General features: G+C 66.3%; 14 protein-coding genes. 10 read left to right on the forward strand and 4 right to left on the reverse strand.

All coding sequences use genetic code 11. The features are described from left to right. Position 1: 1 nt before the first annotated feature. From U0042_RS08875 to U0042_RS08900, 6 genes are read left to right on the forward strand one after another with little or no spacing between them, the layout of a single operon-like run. Positions 2–499 carry a hotdog family protein gene (locus U0042_RS08875; protein ID WP_114810630.1) on the forward strand — a complete coding sequence of 166 codons (498 nt, stop codon included), beginning with the start codon at positions 2–4 and terminating at the stop codon, positions 497–499. Further along, positions 496–1,221 carry a 3-ketoacyl-ACP reductase FabG2 gene (locus U0042_RS08880; protein ID WP_114810631.1) on the forward strand — a complete coding sequence of 242 codons (726 nt, stop codon included), beginning with the start codon at positions 496–498 and terminating at the stop codon, positions 1,219–1,221. Before U0042_RS08875 ends, U0042_RS08880 begins: the two co-directional genes overlap by 4 nt. Further along, positions 1,221–2,447, forward strand: coding sequence for a beta-ketoacyl-ACP synthase (locus tag U0042_RS08885; RefSeq protein ID WP_114810632.1), 1,227 nt, complete (start codon positions 1,221–1,223; stop codon positions 2,445–2,447). Before U0042_RS08880 ends, U0042_RS08885 begins: the two co-directional genes overlap by 1 nt. Continuing rightward, on the forward strand, positions 2,444–3,724 hold the full coding sequence (locus U0042_RS08890) for a beta-ketoacyl synthase N-terminal-like domain-containing protein (protein ID WP_114810633.1): 1,281 nt from the start codon (positions 2,444–2,446) through the stop codon (positions 3,722–3,724). The genes U0042_RS08885 and U0042_RS08890 overlap by 4 nt, the downstream gene beginning before the upstream one ends. Before the next feature lie 18 nt (positions 3,725–3,742). Next, positions 3,743–4,192: a signal peptidase gene (locus U0042_RS08895; RefSeq protein ID WP_114810634.1), complete on the forward strand. Its 450-nt coding sequence runs from the start codon at positions 3,743–3,745 to the stop codon at positions 4,190–4,192. A gap of 17 nt (positions 4,193–4,209) precedes the next feature. Beyond that, a complete protein-coding gene (locus U0042_RS08900) occupies positions 4,210–4,650 on the forward strand; it encodes an excinuclease ABC subunit A (protein ID WP_114810723.1) in 441 nt (146 codons plus the stop codon). 85 nt (positions 4,651–4,735) lie between these two features. Here U0042_RS08900 and U0042_RS08905 read toward each other — a convergent pair whose 3' ends face one another. Beyond that, positions 4,736–5,473, reverse strand: coding sequence for a class I SAM-dependent methyltransferase (locus U0042_RS08905; protein WP_114810635.1), 738 nt, complete (start codon positions 5,471–5,473; stop codon positions 4,736–4,738). Between the two features lie 96 nt (positions 5,474–5,569). Between U0042_RS08905 and U0042_RS08910 the strand changes: the two genes are divergently transcribed. Further along, on the forward strand, positions 5,570–6,826 hold the full coding sequence (locus U0042_RS08910; protein WP_114810636.1) for an NAD(P)/FAD-dependent oxidoreductase: 1,257 nt from the start codon (positions 5,570–5,572) through the stop codon (positions 6,824–6,826). A 51-nt stretch (positions 6,827–6,877) separates the two neighbouring features. Further along, positions 6,878–7,480: a LysE family translocator gene (locus U0042_RS08915; protein WP_114810637.1), complete on the forward strand. Its 603-nt coding sequence runs from the start codon at positions 6,878–6,880 to the stop codon at positions 7,478–7,480. Between the two features lie 38 nt (positions 7,481–7,518). On the opposite strand, the gene zwf is transcribed toward U0042_RS08915, so the two are convergent. Both zwf and U0042_RS08925 read right to left on the reverse strand, forming a co-directional pair. Beyond that, a complete protein-coding gene (zwf, locus tag U0042_RS08920; protein ID WP_114810638.1) occupies positions 7,519–8,994 on the reverse strand; it encodes a glucose-6-phosphate dehydrogenase in 1,476 nt (491 codons plus the stop codon). A 468-nt stretch (positions 8,995–9,462) separates the two neighbouring features. After that, a complete protein-coding gene (locus U0042_RS08925; protein WP_114810639.1) occupies positions 9,463–10,314 on the reverse strand; it encodes a MipA/OmpV family protein in 852 nt (283 codons plus the stop codon). Positions 10,315–10,733: 419 nt separating this feature from the next. On the opposite strand from U0042_RS08925, the gene U0042_RS08930 reads away from it, so the two are divergent. After that, the gene (locus U0042_RS08930; RefSeq protein WP_114810640.1) at positions 10,734–11,096 is read left to right on the forward strand and encodes a hypothetical protein; all 363 of its coding nucleotides are present in this window, start codon (positions 10,734–10,736) and stop codon (positions 11,094–11,096) included. A gap of 173 nt (positions 11,097–11,269) precedes the next feature. On the opposite strand, the gene fabI is transcribed toward U0042_RS08930, so the two are convergent. Next, positions 11,270–12,061, reverse strand: a complete 792-nt coding sequence (gene fabI, locus U0042_RS08935) for an enoyl-ACP reductase FabI (protein ID WP_114810641.1) — start codon at positions 12,059–12,061, stop codon at positions 11,270–11,272. A 297-nt stretch (positions 12,062–12,358) separates the two neighbouring features. Here fabI and U0042_RS08940 point away from each other — a divergent pair, with 297 nt between their 5' ends. After that, positions 12,359–14,152, forward strand: coding sequence for an extracellular solute-binding protein (locus U0042_RS08940; protein WP_198665291.1), 1,794 nt, complete (start codon positions 12,359–12,361; stop codon positions 14,150–14,152). Positions 14,153–14,161: the final 9 nt, after the last annotated feature.

The raw sequence follows: 14,161 nt of genomic DNA on the forward strand, positions 1-14,161 counted from the left end.
GATGACGCTACCCACTTCGACCCATGCCCTCGAGGGCGACACGGCGCTGCCGCCCATCGAGCAGTTGGTGCCGCATCGGGGCACGATGCTGCTGCTCGACTCCGTGAGCGCATTCGACGACGAATCGCTGACGGCATATGCGAGCGTGCGCAGCGACGCGTGGTACGCCGACCGCGAGGGCGCCATGCCCGCGTGGATCGGCGTCGAACTGATGGCGCAGGCCATTGCGGCGCACGTCGGCCTGCTCGCCATGCGCGCCGGCGAAAACGTGCGGCCCGGCGTGCTGCTCGGCACGCGCCGCTACGAGGCACGCATGCCGGCATTTCCGGGCGGCGCGCAGCTGTGCATCACCATCAAGGAAGTGCTGCGCAGCGAGGAAGGCCACGGCGCCTACGCGTGTACGATCGGCCACGAGGGCGCGCTGTGCGCCGAGGCCATCGTCAAGGTCTATCAGCCGCGCAATTTCCAGACTTTTATCGAGGAGGCTTTCAAGCCATGAGCCGCCGTGTTCTCGTTACCGGCGCAAGCCGCGGCATCGGCCGCGCTATCGCCTATCAGCTCGCCGCGGACGGTTTTGCCGTCTCGGTGCATTGCCGCAGCGGTCGTCAGGAAGCCGAAGCAGTGGCGGCCGGCATCACCGCGCAAGGCGGCACGGCCACCGTGTTGCAGTTCGACGTGCGCGACCGCGCCGCGTGCCGCACCGTGCTCGAAGCCGACGTCGAGGCGCACGGCGCGTACTACGGCATCGTCTGCTGCGCGGGCGTCACGCGCGACGCCGCGTTCCCCGCGCTCACCGACGAAGACTGGGACGTCGTGATCGAAACCGGTCTCGACGCGTTCTACAACGTCGTGCATCCGTTGACGATGCCGATGGTGCGCGCGCGCAAGGGCGGGCGCATCGTCACGGTGGCTTCGGTGTCGGGCGTGACCGGCAACCGCGGACAGGTCAATTACAGCGCCGCGAAGGCGGGCTTGATCGGCGCGACGAAGGCGCTCGCGGTGGAACTCGCGTCGCGCAACATCACGGTCAACAGCGTGGCGCCGGGGCTGATCGACACCGGCATGCTCGACAGCGTGCCGCTCGACCAGGCGCTCAAGGCCGTGCCGATGAACCGCGTCGGTGAGCCTGCCGAGGTGGCGGCGGTGGTGAGCTTCCTGATGTCCGACGCGGCGTCGTACGTGACGCGCCAGGTGATCGGCGTGAACGGCGGGATGGTGTGATGAAGCGCGTCGTCATTACGGGAATGGGCGGCGTCACGGCGCTCGGCAACGCGTGGGACGAGATCGAAACTGCGTTGAAGCTGGGCCGCAATGCCGTGCGGCGCATTCCGGCCTGGGACTATTTCGAGTCGCTGCATACGCGGCTGGCCTGCCCGATTCCGGAACTGCCGGTGCCCGCGCACTATCCGCGCAAGAAGACGCGCTCGATGGGGCCGGTGTCGGTCTATGCCGTGCGCGCAAGCGAACTGGCGCTGGCCGATGCGGGGCTGCTCGACGATCCCTCGATCAAGGACGGCCGCATGGGCGTGGCCTATGGTTCGTCGTCGGGGTCGGTGGAGCCGATTCGCGCGTTCGGCAAGATGCTCGACACGGGCTCGATGAGCGATGTCACGTCGAACAGCTACGTGCAGATGATGCCGCACACGACCGCCGTGAACGTGAGTCTCTTCTGGGACCTGAAAGGGCGCATCGTGCCCACCTCGTGCGCGTGCGCATCGGGCAGCCAGGCAATCGGCTACGCCTACGAGACGATCGCGTACGGCAAACAGACGCTGATGCTGGCGGGCGGCGCGGAGGAACTCTCGGGGCCTGCCGTGGCCGTGTTCGACACGCTCTACGCGACGAGCACGCGCAACGACGACCCGCAGCTCACGCCGCGTCCGTTCGATGTGGCGCGTGACGGGCTCGTGGTGGGCGAGGGCGCCGCCACGCTCGTGCTCGAAGAGTACGAGCACGCCGTGGCGCGCGGCGCGCGCATTCACGCCGAGGTGGTGGGCTTCGGCTGCAATTCGGACGGCGCGCATATCACGCAGCCCACGGCCGACACCATGGCCCTCGCGATGCAACTCGCGCTGCGCGACGCGAACCTGCCGGCGGACGCCATCGGCTACGTCAACGCGCACGGCACCTCGACCGACCGCGGCGATATCGCCGAAAGCCACGCCACGGCGCAGACCTTCGGCGAGCGCATGCCCATCAGCTCGCTCAAGAGCTATATCGGCCATACGCTGGGTGCGTGCGGCGCCATCGAAGCCTGGTGGACCATCGAGATGATGAAGCGCAACACCTATGCGCCCACGCTCAATCTCGACAACGTGGACCCGGCGTGCGCGAGCCTCGACTACATCGTGAAGGCGCCGCGCAGCATCGACACCGAATACGTGATGAGCAACAACTTCGCATTCGGTGGCGTGAATACGTCGCTCGTGTTCAGGCGCGCCGGATGAGCGAGCCGGTTCTCGTGAGCCCGGCCGGCCTGCGACGGGTGGTCGTGACCGGCATGGGCATCGTGTCGTGCCTCGGCAATACGCTCGACGACGTGTCGGCGCGGCTGCGTGCGGGCCGCGGAGGCATCGTGCGCGTGGAAGCGTGGCGCGAGCGCGGCTTCGCGAGTCAGGTGGCGGGCGTGGCGTCGGTGGCGCACGAGCCGCCCTTCGAGCGAAAGCTCGAACGCTTCATGGGCGATACCGCGCGCTTCGCCTGCCACGCGGCGCGCAGCGCGATCGCCGATGCGCGGCTCGACGCCGCCGCGTTGCGTACGCCCGCAGCGGGCGCCGTGATCGGCTCAGGCGTGGGCACCATGTCCGCCTACGACAGCGCGCTCGCCATCGGGCAGGCGCGCGGGCTCGACCGCGTGCCGCCTTATACGGTGCCGCAGGCCATGAGCAGCACGACCTCGGCCAACGTCGCGCACGTGTTCGGCGTGGAGGGCGTGACGTACTCGCCTTCGTCGGCCTGTACGACGTCGGCGCTGGCCATCGGACAGGCGATGCAGCTGATCCAGACCGGACGCCAGGCGCTCGTGCTCGCGGGCGGCAGCGAGGCGCTGCACGACAACATGACGCTGTTGTTCGACGCAATGGGCGCGCTGTCGCGCAATTTCAACGCAACCCCCGAGCGGGCCTCCCGGCCGTACGACATCGACCGCGACGGCTTCGTGATCGCGTCGGGCGCGGGCGTGCTGGTGCTCGAATCGCTCGAACATGCGCTTGCGCGCGGCGCGCGTATCTACGCGGAGCTGACGGGCTTCGGCCATTGCACCGACGGCGCCGGCATGGTGACGCCTCACGCGAGCGGCATCGCGCGCGCCATGCGCGCCGCGCTCGACGATGCCGGCACGCGGCCCGACTACATCAACACGCACGCACCCTCCACGCCGCGCGGGGACGTCGAGGAACTGGAGGCGCTCGCAGCCGTATTCGGCGCAGCGATTCCGCCGTTCTCGTCGACGAAGGGCCTGACGGGACACCCGCCCGGCGCGTGCGGTGCCCACGAGGCCATCTACACGCTGTTGATGATGCGCGACGGCTACATGGCGGGCACCGCGGGCATCGAATCGCTCGACGCGCGTGCAGCGGGTTTGCCGCTCGTGCGAACGTCGCGCGATGCCGCAATCGATCACGCCATGTCTGTTTCATTCGGGTTCGGCGGCAGTTGCGCGAGCCTGATGTTTAGTGCCTGGATCGAGTGCCAGGAGATGGCACGACGCCACAGGCAATCTTGATCCCACGAGGAAAAAAAAATGAAGAAGAACTGCCTTACGCTACGCACCGTTGCCGCTGTTGCGGCCGTTGCCGTCATCACTGCGACGCAGGCCGGTTGCGCGACCCAGGTGAAGTCGCTGCCGCTCGCGCCCGTGTCGGCAGCCTCGTCGCAAGGCGCGGACGTGGCGCTGTATTTCGGCGCGCAGGATCATCCGGCGGTGCAGCGCCAGCTGGGCCACGTGTCGTACTCCGTGCGTATCGCGCGTACCACCGACGGTCCTGAAGCCTCGTGCAACAAGGCGCTTGCGCAGGCGCTCAACAAGGTGCGCGGCGACGCGCGCGAGCATGGCGCCAACGCGGTCGTGAACGTGAAAACGCGTTTCCACTCGACGGAAACGGCTTCGACCACGGACTACACCTGTGGCGTGAGCCCGAGCGCTGCCGCAATCGCAATAGAAGGCGACCGCGTTGTCCTCCAGGCCCACTGAAGCCCATGAGGATGACGATGAAAACGTCTTTGATGTTCGCCACGCTGTGCGCGGCACTCGCGACCTCGCATGCGTTCGCGCGCGACACGGTATCGACTTACCCTGTCGCCGAAGCACTACGCAGCGAGCCCGGCAAGGTGACCGACGATGTCGCGCTGTACTTCGCCGGCCAGAAGCATCCGGCCGTGCTGAAATCGTTCGGCCACGTCGCCACGAACAAAAAGACGAACGCCTTCAACAAGACCGACGAAGCGGCTTGCCAGCACGTGTTTCTGTCGGCCGTGATCGAGTTGCAGGACCGAGCGCGCCAGCAAGGCGGCAATGCGGTCATCAACATCAAGAGCAACTACCGGAACCAGCTGACCCAAAGCCCCACGGAGTTTACGTGCGGCGCGGGCGCATTGATTGCGGGCGTTGCGCTGGTGGGCGACGTGGTGACGTTGAAGGGCGGGAAATAACCGCGCAAGGCAGGGCAGGGTGGCGGCTGGCGGCGCACGGCGGTGCACTCGCCGCCGCCGTACGTTCAGGGGCTCACGAAGCGGCTCAGGCCGGTTTGACGGCCGCCACGTTGACGAGCGTTTCGCGCCGCTTGCCGGGCTTCGGATGATGAAGGCCGAGCCGCTCGAAGAGCCCGAAGTCCGCGGCGCGGCTCCACCACAGGTAGGGCAGCGACACGTTCTGTGGTCCGAAGCGAAACCCTGCCAGCCGGATCATGTCGAGATAGCCGTCGGCGCTTTTCTGGACCTGCATGGGGTGGCGGAACAGCAGCCGGATCACCCACGACTTGATGTAGGCCTCGGTGGATTCGGCAAAGAGCAGCACGCCGCCCGGTTTCAATACACGCTGGAATTCAGCGAGCGCGCGTTCCTGCTCGACGAGGTGATGGAAGGTTTGATGGCAGAACACGATGTCGGCACTGGCCGATGCCTGCGGCAGATTCGCACAGTCGCCGCGCAGCAGTTCGATGTCGAGCGGCGAGGCCGATTGCGCGCGACACGCCTGAGACGATTGCTCCGCGAGCGCGAGCGACTCGGCGTGATAATCGATGCCGACGATGCGCTGCGGACTGAACGCGTTGGCGAGCAGGCGGAACGACTTGCCCTGACCGCAGCCGACGTCGACAATGACCGGCGCCGCCGGCAGGGGCGTATCGATGAGCCGTTTGAGGTCGTTGATCGCCACGCGCAGCACGTGGTGTTCCCACGTGTGGGTGCGCAGGAACCAGACACCGAACGCCGTCTCCGGCACGAAGGGCACACTGGATGTTTCGGAGGGCGACATGGTTTTATTCCCCGCGCATGTTTTGTGAGTAGAACGGCTGCGCGACATTGTAATGGCAAGCGTCACCGAAGCACGACGAAGAATTGAGAGGAAGCTGTGAGCACTATTTCATCCCATCAGAATGCGATAGACGTGGCGATCATCGGCGCCGGTCCCGCGGGCGCGGTTGCGGCTGCGTTGCTCAGGAAGGCCGGGCGTTCGGTGCTCGTGCTGGAACGCCAGCACTTTCCGCGCTTTTCGATCGGCGAGAGCCTGCTGCCGCAGAGCATGGCGTATCTCGAAGAAGCCGGCATGCTGCAGACGCTGGTGGAAGCCGGCTTTCAGTACAAGAACGGCGCGCGTTTCGTGTGGCGCGACCAGTCGTCGTCGTTCGATTTTCGCGACAAGCACACGCCGGGCTGGGGTACGACCTGGCAGGTGGAGCGCGCGCAATTCGACGACCTGCTGATTCGCTGCGCCGCGCAGCAGGGCGCCGAAGTGCGCTTCGGGCATACCGTGCGAGCGATCGAAACGGGTAGCGCGCCCGTGCTTCAGGTCACTGACGAAGACGGCCGGAGCTACGAGGTGCACGCACGCTTCGTGTTCGACGCCAGCGGGTTCGGCCGGGTGCTGCCGCGCCTCTTGAACCTCGAGGCGCCCACGGGACTGCCCACACGCTCGGCCCTCTTCAGCCACGTGCGCGACGGCCTGCCGCTCGACGCGACGGACCGCAACAAGATCTGCATCGCGACGCACCCGCAGCGGCGCGACGTCTGGTTCTGGATGATTCCGCTCGCGGGCGGTCGTTCGTCGGTGGGGTGCGTGGCGGACGCCGCGTTTCTGGACGTCGCGGAATCGGCGCGCGAAGAAAGACTGCGTACGCTGATTCGCGAGGAGCCCACGCTGAACCGTCTCATCGGAGACGCGCCGTTCCTGATGCCGGTGAACCATATCGGCGGCTATTCGGCGAACGTCGAGCGCCTGCACGGACCGGGCTACGCGTTGCTCGGCAACGCGGGAGAGTTTCTGGACCCGGTGTTCTCCTCGGGCGTCACCATTGCGCTGCGCTCCGCGCATCTCGCCGTGAAGACGCTCGAGCGGCAATTGAGCGGCGAGACAGTCGACTGGCACGGCGATTACGATGTGCCGCTGCGCAAGGGCATCGATACGTTCCGTGCGTTCGTCGAGCGCTGGTACACGGGTGAGTTGCAGGACATCATCTACTACCCGCAGCAGACGCCCGGCATTCGCCGCATGATCAGCGCGGTGCTGGCGGGATACGCGTGGGACGAGTCGAACCCGTATGTCGCGGACCCGGTCCGGCGGCTCGATGCGCTCCATGACGCGTGCACCGTGTTCGGGCCGGCGCGATGAACGCGGTCCCTATGATGTGCCGGCCGCAGGCATGACGAACCGGGAAGCGCAATGCCGAATCTGGACACGTTGCTGAAGATGTCGCTGTACGTGGCGCTCGTGCTTGTCATGCCGGGCCCGACGAACACGCTGTTGCTTTCGTCGGGACTCAAGGTGGGACTGCGCGGCACGTGGCCGCTTCTGATTGCCGAGGCGCTCGGCTATCTCGCGGGCATTGCCGCGTGGGGATTCTTCCTGAGCGCTCTCGCCGTGGGCCGGCCGTGGCTGCCGGCCGCGGTCAAGCTGGTGAGCGCCGCCTACATCCTGCTGCTCGCGGTGAAGATGTGGGGCGCGAGCCGCACGTTGCACGACGTGCCGGGCGGCCCTGTCACGTTTCGCGACCTCTTCGTGACGACGCTGCTGAATCCGAAGGCGCTGTTGTTTGCGAGCACGCTGTTTCCGCTGGAAGCGTTTCACTCCATCCGCTATTTCGCCTCGACGATCGCCGCGTTCCTGATGGTGCTGATACCGGTGGGAATCGGCTGGTCGTGCCTTGGCGGGCTGCTCACGGCGCGTCGCGCGTGGGCGCGGCACACGTCGACGCTGTTGCGTGGTGCCTGCGTCGTGCTGGTCGCGTTCTCGGGTTCGCTGCTGTATTCGGTCTTCAACCGGTAGCGGGCACGACAGAACATGCCCGCCACCCGCTCCGACGTTCAGGCTTCTTCAGCCCAGGCCATGTTCTCGCGCGCCATCAGCGCCGACGACGCAGCCGGCCCATAAGTGCCCGCCGTATAGCTGCGCGGCCGGTCGCCCAGTTCCTTCCAGCCGTTCAGAATAGGCTCCACCCACGCCCACGCCGCTTCGAGTTCGTCGCGGCGCATGAAGTGCGTGAGACGTCCGCGGATCACGTCGATCAGCAACCGCTCGTACGCCTCGGCGCGGCGCCCCGTGAAGGCCTGCTGCAAATCCAGATTGAGGTTCACGGGCAGCATGTGCAGGCCGCTGCCGGGTTCCTTCGCGAGCATCTGCAGCTGGATGGACTCTTCGGGCTGCAGCTGGATCACGAGACGATTGCCGTACTTGCGCGGACCGCTCGGGATGATCGAGAACGGCAGGTCGGCGAAGTCGATCACGATTTCCGAGCGGCGCTTCGGCAGGCGCTTGCCCGTGCGCAGGAAGAACGGCACGTTGGCCCAGCGCCAGTTGTTGATCTGCGCGCGCAGCGCGACGAACGTTTCGGCGTGGCTGTCGGCCGGCACGTTGTCTTCTTCCAGATAACCCTTCACGGGCTCGCCTGCCACGGCGCCTGCCGTGTACTGGCCGCGCACGGTGTCGCGCGCAATTTCGGCCATCGTCATGGGACGCAGTGAGCGCAGCACCTTCAGCTTCTCGTCGCGCACGGCATCGGGGTCGAGCGAAACGGGCGGCTCCATTGCCACGATGCACAGCAGCTGGAGCAGGTGGTTCTGCACCATGTCGCGCATGGCGCCCGTCTGGTCATAGAAGCCCGCGCGGCTGCCCACGCCCACCGTTTCGGCCACGGTGATCTGCACGCTCTTGATGTAGGGAGCCTGCCAGAGCGGGCCGAAGATGGCGTTGCCGAAGCGCAGCACCATGAGGTTCTGCACCGTCTCTTTGCCGAGGTAATGGTCGATCCGGTAGATCTGCTGCTCGGGAAAGTGCTGGCCCACCGAGGCGTTGATGGCGCGCGCCGATTCGAGGTCGTGGCCGAGCGGCTTTTCCAGCACCACGCGCGCGTGCTCGTCGACGAGGCCGCAGGCCGTGAGGTTGTCGCAGATGGTGGTGAAAAGCTCGGGCGAGGTCGCGAGATAGAACACGCGCTGTGCGCTGCGGCGCGCGGCGGCGCACAGGCGGCTGTAGTCGCCCTGGGCGCCCACGTCGATGCGCACGTAGTCGAAGAGGGCGAGGAATCTGTCCCACGCGAGCGCGTCGAGCGCCTTGCTGTCGACGAACGGGCGCGAGTGCTCTTCCATGAAGGACAGATACTGCTCGCGCGTCCAGTCGCGGCGGCCGATGGCGATGATGCGCGTATCGGCCGGCAGGTTGCCGTGCAGGTGGGCCATGTAGAGCGCCGGCAGCAGCTTGCGCGCGGACAGGTCTCCGGCGCCGCCGAAGATGATCATGTCGAGCGGGCGGTCTGACGCTGCGGATGGGGCCTGAGTGGTCATGGTGCGTTTGGAGGTGGACGGTTAGGGGCCGGGTTGAGACGGACCGGAGCGAATCGGCACCGGGCGGGATTGACCGGGACCGATGCGGACCGCGGGCGCCCGCATGCGGGTGACGCGCCAGGCGTCTTCCCGCAGGCATCTGCGGTGCACGCTATGGTGCCCGTTTATCGGCGTTCGTGCAGGAAGGCGCTGCGCACGAAGACGCAGAGAGCGCACAGGCCGGCACGGCCGCCTGTGCGTATCTTAGGGGAAATTTGACGGCAGGCCGCCGGCTTGTGCGGAGCGTGTGGGCTTGTGCTGGAGTGGGCCAGGGTGTTGTGCTTCGTTTTGACTCGTTGCGCTTCGTCGCTGCACGCCACGGCGGTGGCGCCGTGGTGCGCCATCGTGCCCGGCTGGCACTGGACTGCGCGCGTCAAGCCGCCTGAGCCGCGCTGCTTGCCGCCGTGCGGGCCGCGGCGGCGGCGTCCGTCAGAACTGGTACGTCACCGTCATGTCGAGCACGGTGCCGGTTGCGCGCTGCGTGATCGGGCTGTGCACGGCGTCGCCGACCAGTTGCTGGATCGCGGCGTCGCCGCTTGCGAGCCAGTGCTTGTTGATGATCCAGGTCGCGCTCACGCCGAAGCCGAACGACTTGACGCCCGCGCCCGCACGGTAGGCCGGATGGCCGGAGCGGGCCGCCTCGTTCGGGGTCACGCCGAACCAGCTGTTCATGTAGCGCGAGTCCGCGAAGGTCACGCCCGGGCCCGCGAACCAGACGAACTTCTGGGAGCTGCCGGGCATCGGCATATAGGCGCCCAGGTCCGCGACCCAGCCGTTCGAGCCGCCGAAATAGCGCCTCACGTCCGCGCGTAGCACGAGCGGGAACGACTTCGAGATCACGTACTCGCCGGCCAGCTTGACCGCCGGAGCCGGGTTGATGTTGTCCATGCCGCCGAGCCGGCTGGAGTCGTCGCGCGCGCGGCGGCCCAGGTCGTAAGCCGCGCCGAGCGAGACGCGCCAGTTCGGCCCGGACAGCACGTTCATGCCGATGCCTTCACCGGTCGACAGGAAGAAGAGGTCGCGGTAGCGGATGTCGATGCTCGGGCCGGCCACCATGTGATGGCGGTCGGAGCCGTCGTAAAGGGGGCGAAAGCTGGCCGCGGGACCGACACGGATACGCCACGTCGGCAGCGAAGGCTGCATGAGTTTTTCGAGAGGAATGCCCGCCGTGTACTGCCATTCGGCGAGCGGCGACGGCGTCTGTGCCGAGGCGGGGGTGGCCAGTGCTGCTGCGAGCGTGGCAATGACCGATGCCGCTGCGGCGGTCGTGCGCTTGTGCATGAATGAGCTCCTGTAGGACCCCGTTGCGATTCAGGCGACCGGTCGCGGCACGACACGCCGCCGCGCGCAGGCGGCCCATGTCGCCGCCGATGCCATGGTCTTGCAATGGGGCGCAATCAAGCGGGGAAGCAAGAGCTGTTCCGAGGCACTGTCGCGTGAGCGCATCGCTTCCGTTTCAGCCTCGTTTCGTCCTCGCTCTGCCTTGTTGCGGCGCGGCCGGCGGGCTCGCTACGTGCGGGTGTGCCCGGTGGCGGGGCAGCGTTTCGGCATGGCCGTTTTATGTTACTGGACGTAACCGCATGGGCGTTCGCGCGATCTTATGCAGCAGTTATTACAAAGCTGAAATACGCGGGAAGCGAGCCTGCGATATAGTCCGGGCAACCATCAGGACGTAAGCACATCTGCAAAAAGGGTGAATCATGAAGTTCGCGCGTGTTGTTGCATGGGTGGCGGGAGGACTGGCGATTGGCGTGTCGAGTGCGGCGTTGGCTGGCGTGAGCGTGGGCGTGAACATCGGCATTCCGGCACCGGTTTATGTCGCGCCGGCTCCGGTCTATGCGCCACCGCCTCCGCCTGTCGTCTATCAGCCGGCGCCTATCTATCCCGCGCCTGTCTATCCGGCGCCCGCCATCGTGATCGGCTGGCATGGCGACCGCTATTGGGACGGTCGCCGCTACTGGGACCGCGACGAGTGGTACCGCTATCACCGCGGCTGGGACCGCGGACGCCACGGCGGCTGGGATCATGGCCATGGCGGCGGCCATGACGGATGGCGCCATTGACCTGCGATGGCGAGGCGCTTTCGAACGCTATGGCGCCTTGCAGGTAAGCTGACGCAAGCCGAAAAAAAACCGCTCGTAAGAGCGGTTTTTTTATGGGTCGCGAAAGGGCGTGAAGCTCGGTACTCAGGCCGCCTGCTGGGGCAGAGGATGTGGCCGGCGCTTGTCTGCCTCGCTCATTCTTCCGTGGGGGCCATGCCGCCCACCACGGCATTGAAGCCGCTGTCGACGTGGACGATTTCTGCGGTAATACCCGAGGCCAGTTCGGAGAGCAGGAACGCCGCCGTATTGCCGACCTGCTCGATCGTCACGTTGCGCTTGAGCGGCGCGTTGTGCTCCACGAAGTCGAGAATCTTGCCGAAGCTCTTGATGCCGCTCGCAGCGAGCGTCTTGATCGGGCCTGCGGAAATGCCGTTCACCCGCACGCTCTTGCCGCCGAGCGAAACCGCCATGTAGCGCACGCTCGCTTCGAGCGCGGCCTTGGCGAGCCCCATCGTGTTGTAGTTCGGGATGGCACGCTCGGCGCCGAGGTACGAGAGCGTGAGCAGCGACGCCTCGGGCGAGAGCAGCGGCAGCGCCGCCTTGGCGAGCGCGGCGAAGCTGTACGCCGAGATGTCGTGGGCGATGCGGAAGTTCTCGCGCGTCATGCCTTCGAGGAAGTCGCCCGAGATTGCCTCGCGCGGCGCGAAGCCGATGGAGTGGACGAGGCCGTCGAGGCTGTCCCAGTGCTGCTTGAGCGAGACGAAGAGCGCTTCGATTTGCGCGTCGTCGGCCACGTCGCACGGGAAGACGAGATCGCTGCCGAACTCCGCGGCGAATTCGGAAATGCGGTCCTTGAAGCGCTCGCCGACGTACGTGAAGGCGAGTTCGGCGCCTTCACGCCGGCACGCCTGAGCGATACCGTAGGCGATGGAGCGGTTCGACAGAAGACCCGTCAACAGGATGCGTTTGCCGGCCAGAAAGCCCATGAATTCTCCTAATGTGGGGCGGCGCGCCGCTGTCTATGGTGCGCGGCGTCGCGCAGGTTGGGTAGAATTCTCTCACACTGCAACCGCCAACTGGATAAACAAGCCCTTATGACAACTGGCTCGCCAAGCGGCTCGCGACGGGGCGGGGCATCGCTCGACAGAGGCCGTTATGCGGCCGTTATATCTGTCTGTCGTGCGGCCCGTCGTGCTGCCTCCGGTGCCTGGCGCACATGGCGCAACACGGGGCGTGCCGCAGTCGCGTTATCGGCTGCAACGGTGCTCGTCGCCTTCACCGCGATGCAGTCGGCCTGGGGCGCCTATGCCATCGCGCAGTATGGCGAACCGAAGTACCCGCCCGGCTTCAGCCATTTCGATTACGTCAATCCGGCGGCGCCCAAAGGCGGCACACTCGTGCTCGCTAATCCGAACCGGCTCACGAGCTTCGACAAGTTCAACCTCTTCACGATGCGCGGCAACCCGGCGCCTGGCCTCGGATTGTCGCTGGAGAGCCTCACCACGGGAAGCTCGGACGAAGTGGCATCGGCATACGGGCTCCTTGCCGACGACATTCGAGTCGCGTCCGACGGCATGTCCGTCACGTTCCACATCAATCCGCGCGCACACTTCTCGAACGGCGACCCCGTCACGGCGGCAGACGTGAAGTTCTCGCTCGATATGCTCAAGAGCCGGCAGGCCGCGCCGCCCGTCGTCCTCTCGTATGCCGACATCACGCGCGCCGTGGTGGTGGACCCATCCACGGTGCGCTTCGAGTTTCGAGCGCACAACCGCGAACTGCCGCTGATCGCGGGCAGCATGCCGGTGTTCTCGCACAAATGGGGATTGCGGCCCGACGGCACACGCATTCCGTTCGACCAGCTCGCATTCGAAAAGCCGATAGGCAGCGGCCCGTATCTCATCGAGAGCTACTCGAACGCGCGCACGATCACCTATCGCCGCGATCCGAATTACTGGGGCGCCAATCTGCCGGTGCGTGCCGGCATGTACAACTTCGAGCGCATCGTCTACAAGCTCTATGCCGACGACGTCGCCCGTCTCGAAGCGTTCAAGGCCGGCGAATACGACGCGCTCGTCGAATACGTGGCGCGCAACTGGGTGCGTCGCGACGTGGGCAAACGCTTCGACAGCGGCGAGTTGCAGAAGCGCGAGTTCGAGCAGCACAACGGCGCCGGCATGCAGGGCTTCATCATGAATCTGCGTCGGCCGCTTTTTCAGGACGTGCGCGTGCGCGAGGCGCTCGACCTTGCGCTCGATTTCCAGTGGCTCAACCGGCAACTGTTCTATAGCCAGTACCGGCGCATCGACAGCTTCTTCGTGAACACAGACCTGCAGGCAAAAGGGTTGCCTTCGCCGGGCGAGCTGGCGTTGCTCGACCCGTGGCGCTCGAAGCTCGACCCCGCGGTGTTCGGGCCGCCGCCCGTACAGCCCGACACCGACCCGCCCGGCTCGCTGCGCGCCAATCTGCTCAAGGCGCGCGCACTGCTCGCGCAGGCCGGCTGGACCTATCGCGACGGAGCGCTGCGCGACGCGCAAGGCAAGCCGTTCGAATTCGAGGTGCTCGACGACACGAGCGGCTCGGCGCGGTGGGAGCCCATCATGGCGCAGTATCAGCGCAGTCTTCAGAAGCTCGGCATCAAGGTCAGTTATCGCGCCGTGGACTTCGCGCTCTATCAGAAGCGCCTCGACGCATTCGACTTCGACATGACGACGATCCGCTATCCCGACGTGCAGGTGCCGGGCACCGAGCAGATCGACCGCTTCGGCAGCAAAGCCGCGGACGAGGAGGGCTCAGGCAATCTGATCGGCCTCAAGTCGCCGGTGGTGGACGCGCTGTTGCGCGCCATCGTCGCGGCACAGACGCGCGAGGCGCTTGTCGACGCGGTGCATGCGCTCGACCGGGTCTTGATGCATGGCTATTATGTGGTGCCGCAGTGGTATAGCGCGGTGCATCGCGTGGCGTTCAAGAACACGCTCGCGTGGCCGCGCACACTGCCGCTGTACTATTCCGGGAGCGACTGGATCATCTCGACGTGGTGGTTCAAGACATCGCCTGCGGGAGCGGCGAACCAGTAGCGTAACGGC

The organism is Paraburkholderia kururiensis, assembly GCF_034424375.1.
Classification (GTDB): domain Bacteria; phylum Pseudomonadota; class Gammaproteobacteria; order Burkholderiales; family Burkholderiaceae; genus Paraburkholderia; species Paraburkholderia kururiensis_A.

Coding starts and splice junctions, on each gene's coding strand:
- U0042_RS08875 (WP_114810630.1), top strand. CDS start 2: ATGACGCTACCCACTTCGACCCATGCCCTCGAGGGCGACACGGCGCTG.
- U0042_RS08880 (WP_114810631.1), top strand. CDS start 496: ATGAGCCGCCGTGTTCTCGTTACCGGCGCAAGCCGCGGCATCGGCCGC.
- U0042_RS08885 (WP_114810632.1), top strand. CDS start 1,221: ATGAAGCGCGTCGTCATTACGGGAATGGGCGGCGTCACGGCGCTCGGC.
- U0042_RS08890 (WP_114810633.1), top strand. CDS start 2,444: ATGAGCGAGCCGGTTCTCGTGAGCCCGGCCGGCCTGCGACGGGTGGTC.
- U0042_RS08895 (WP_114810634.1), top strand. CDS start 3,743: ATGAAGAAGAACTGCCTTACGCTACGCACCGTTGCCGCTGTTGCGGCC.
- U0042_RS08900 (WP_114810723.1), top strand. CDS start 4,210: ATGAAAACGTCTTTGATGTTCGCCACGCTGTGCGCGGCACTCGCGACC.
- U0042_RS08905 (WP_114810635.1), bottom strand. CDS start 5,473: ATGTCGCCCTCCGAAACATCCAGTGTGCCCTTCGTGCCGGAGACGGCG.
- U0042_RS08915 (WP_114810637.1), top strand. CDS start 6,878: ATGCCGAATCTGGACACGTTGCTGAAGATGTCGCTGTACGTGGCGCTC.
- zwf (WP_114810638.1), bottom strand. CDS start 8,994: ATGACCACTCAGGCCCCATCCGCAGCGTCAGACCGCCCGCTCGACATG.
- U0042_RS08925 (WP_114810639.1), bottom strand. CDS start 10,314: ATGCACAAGCGCACGACCGCCGCAGCGGCATCGGTCATTGCCACGCTC.
- U0042_RS08930 (WP_114810640.1), top strand. CDS start 10,734: ATGAAGTTCGCGCGTGTTGTTGCATGGGTGGCGGGAGGACTGGCGATT.
- fabI (WP_114810641.1), bottom strand. CDS start 12,061: ATGGGCTTTCTGGCCGGCAAACGCATCCTGTTGACGGGTCTTCTGTCG.
- U0042_RS08940 (WP_198665291.1), top strand. CDS start 12,359: ATGCAGTCGGCCTGGGGCGCCTATGCCATCGCGCAGTATGGCGAACCG.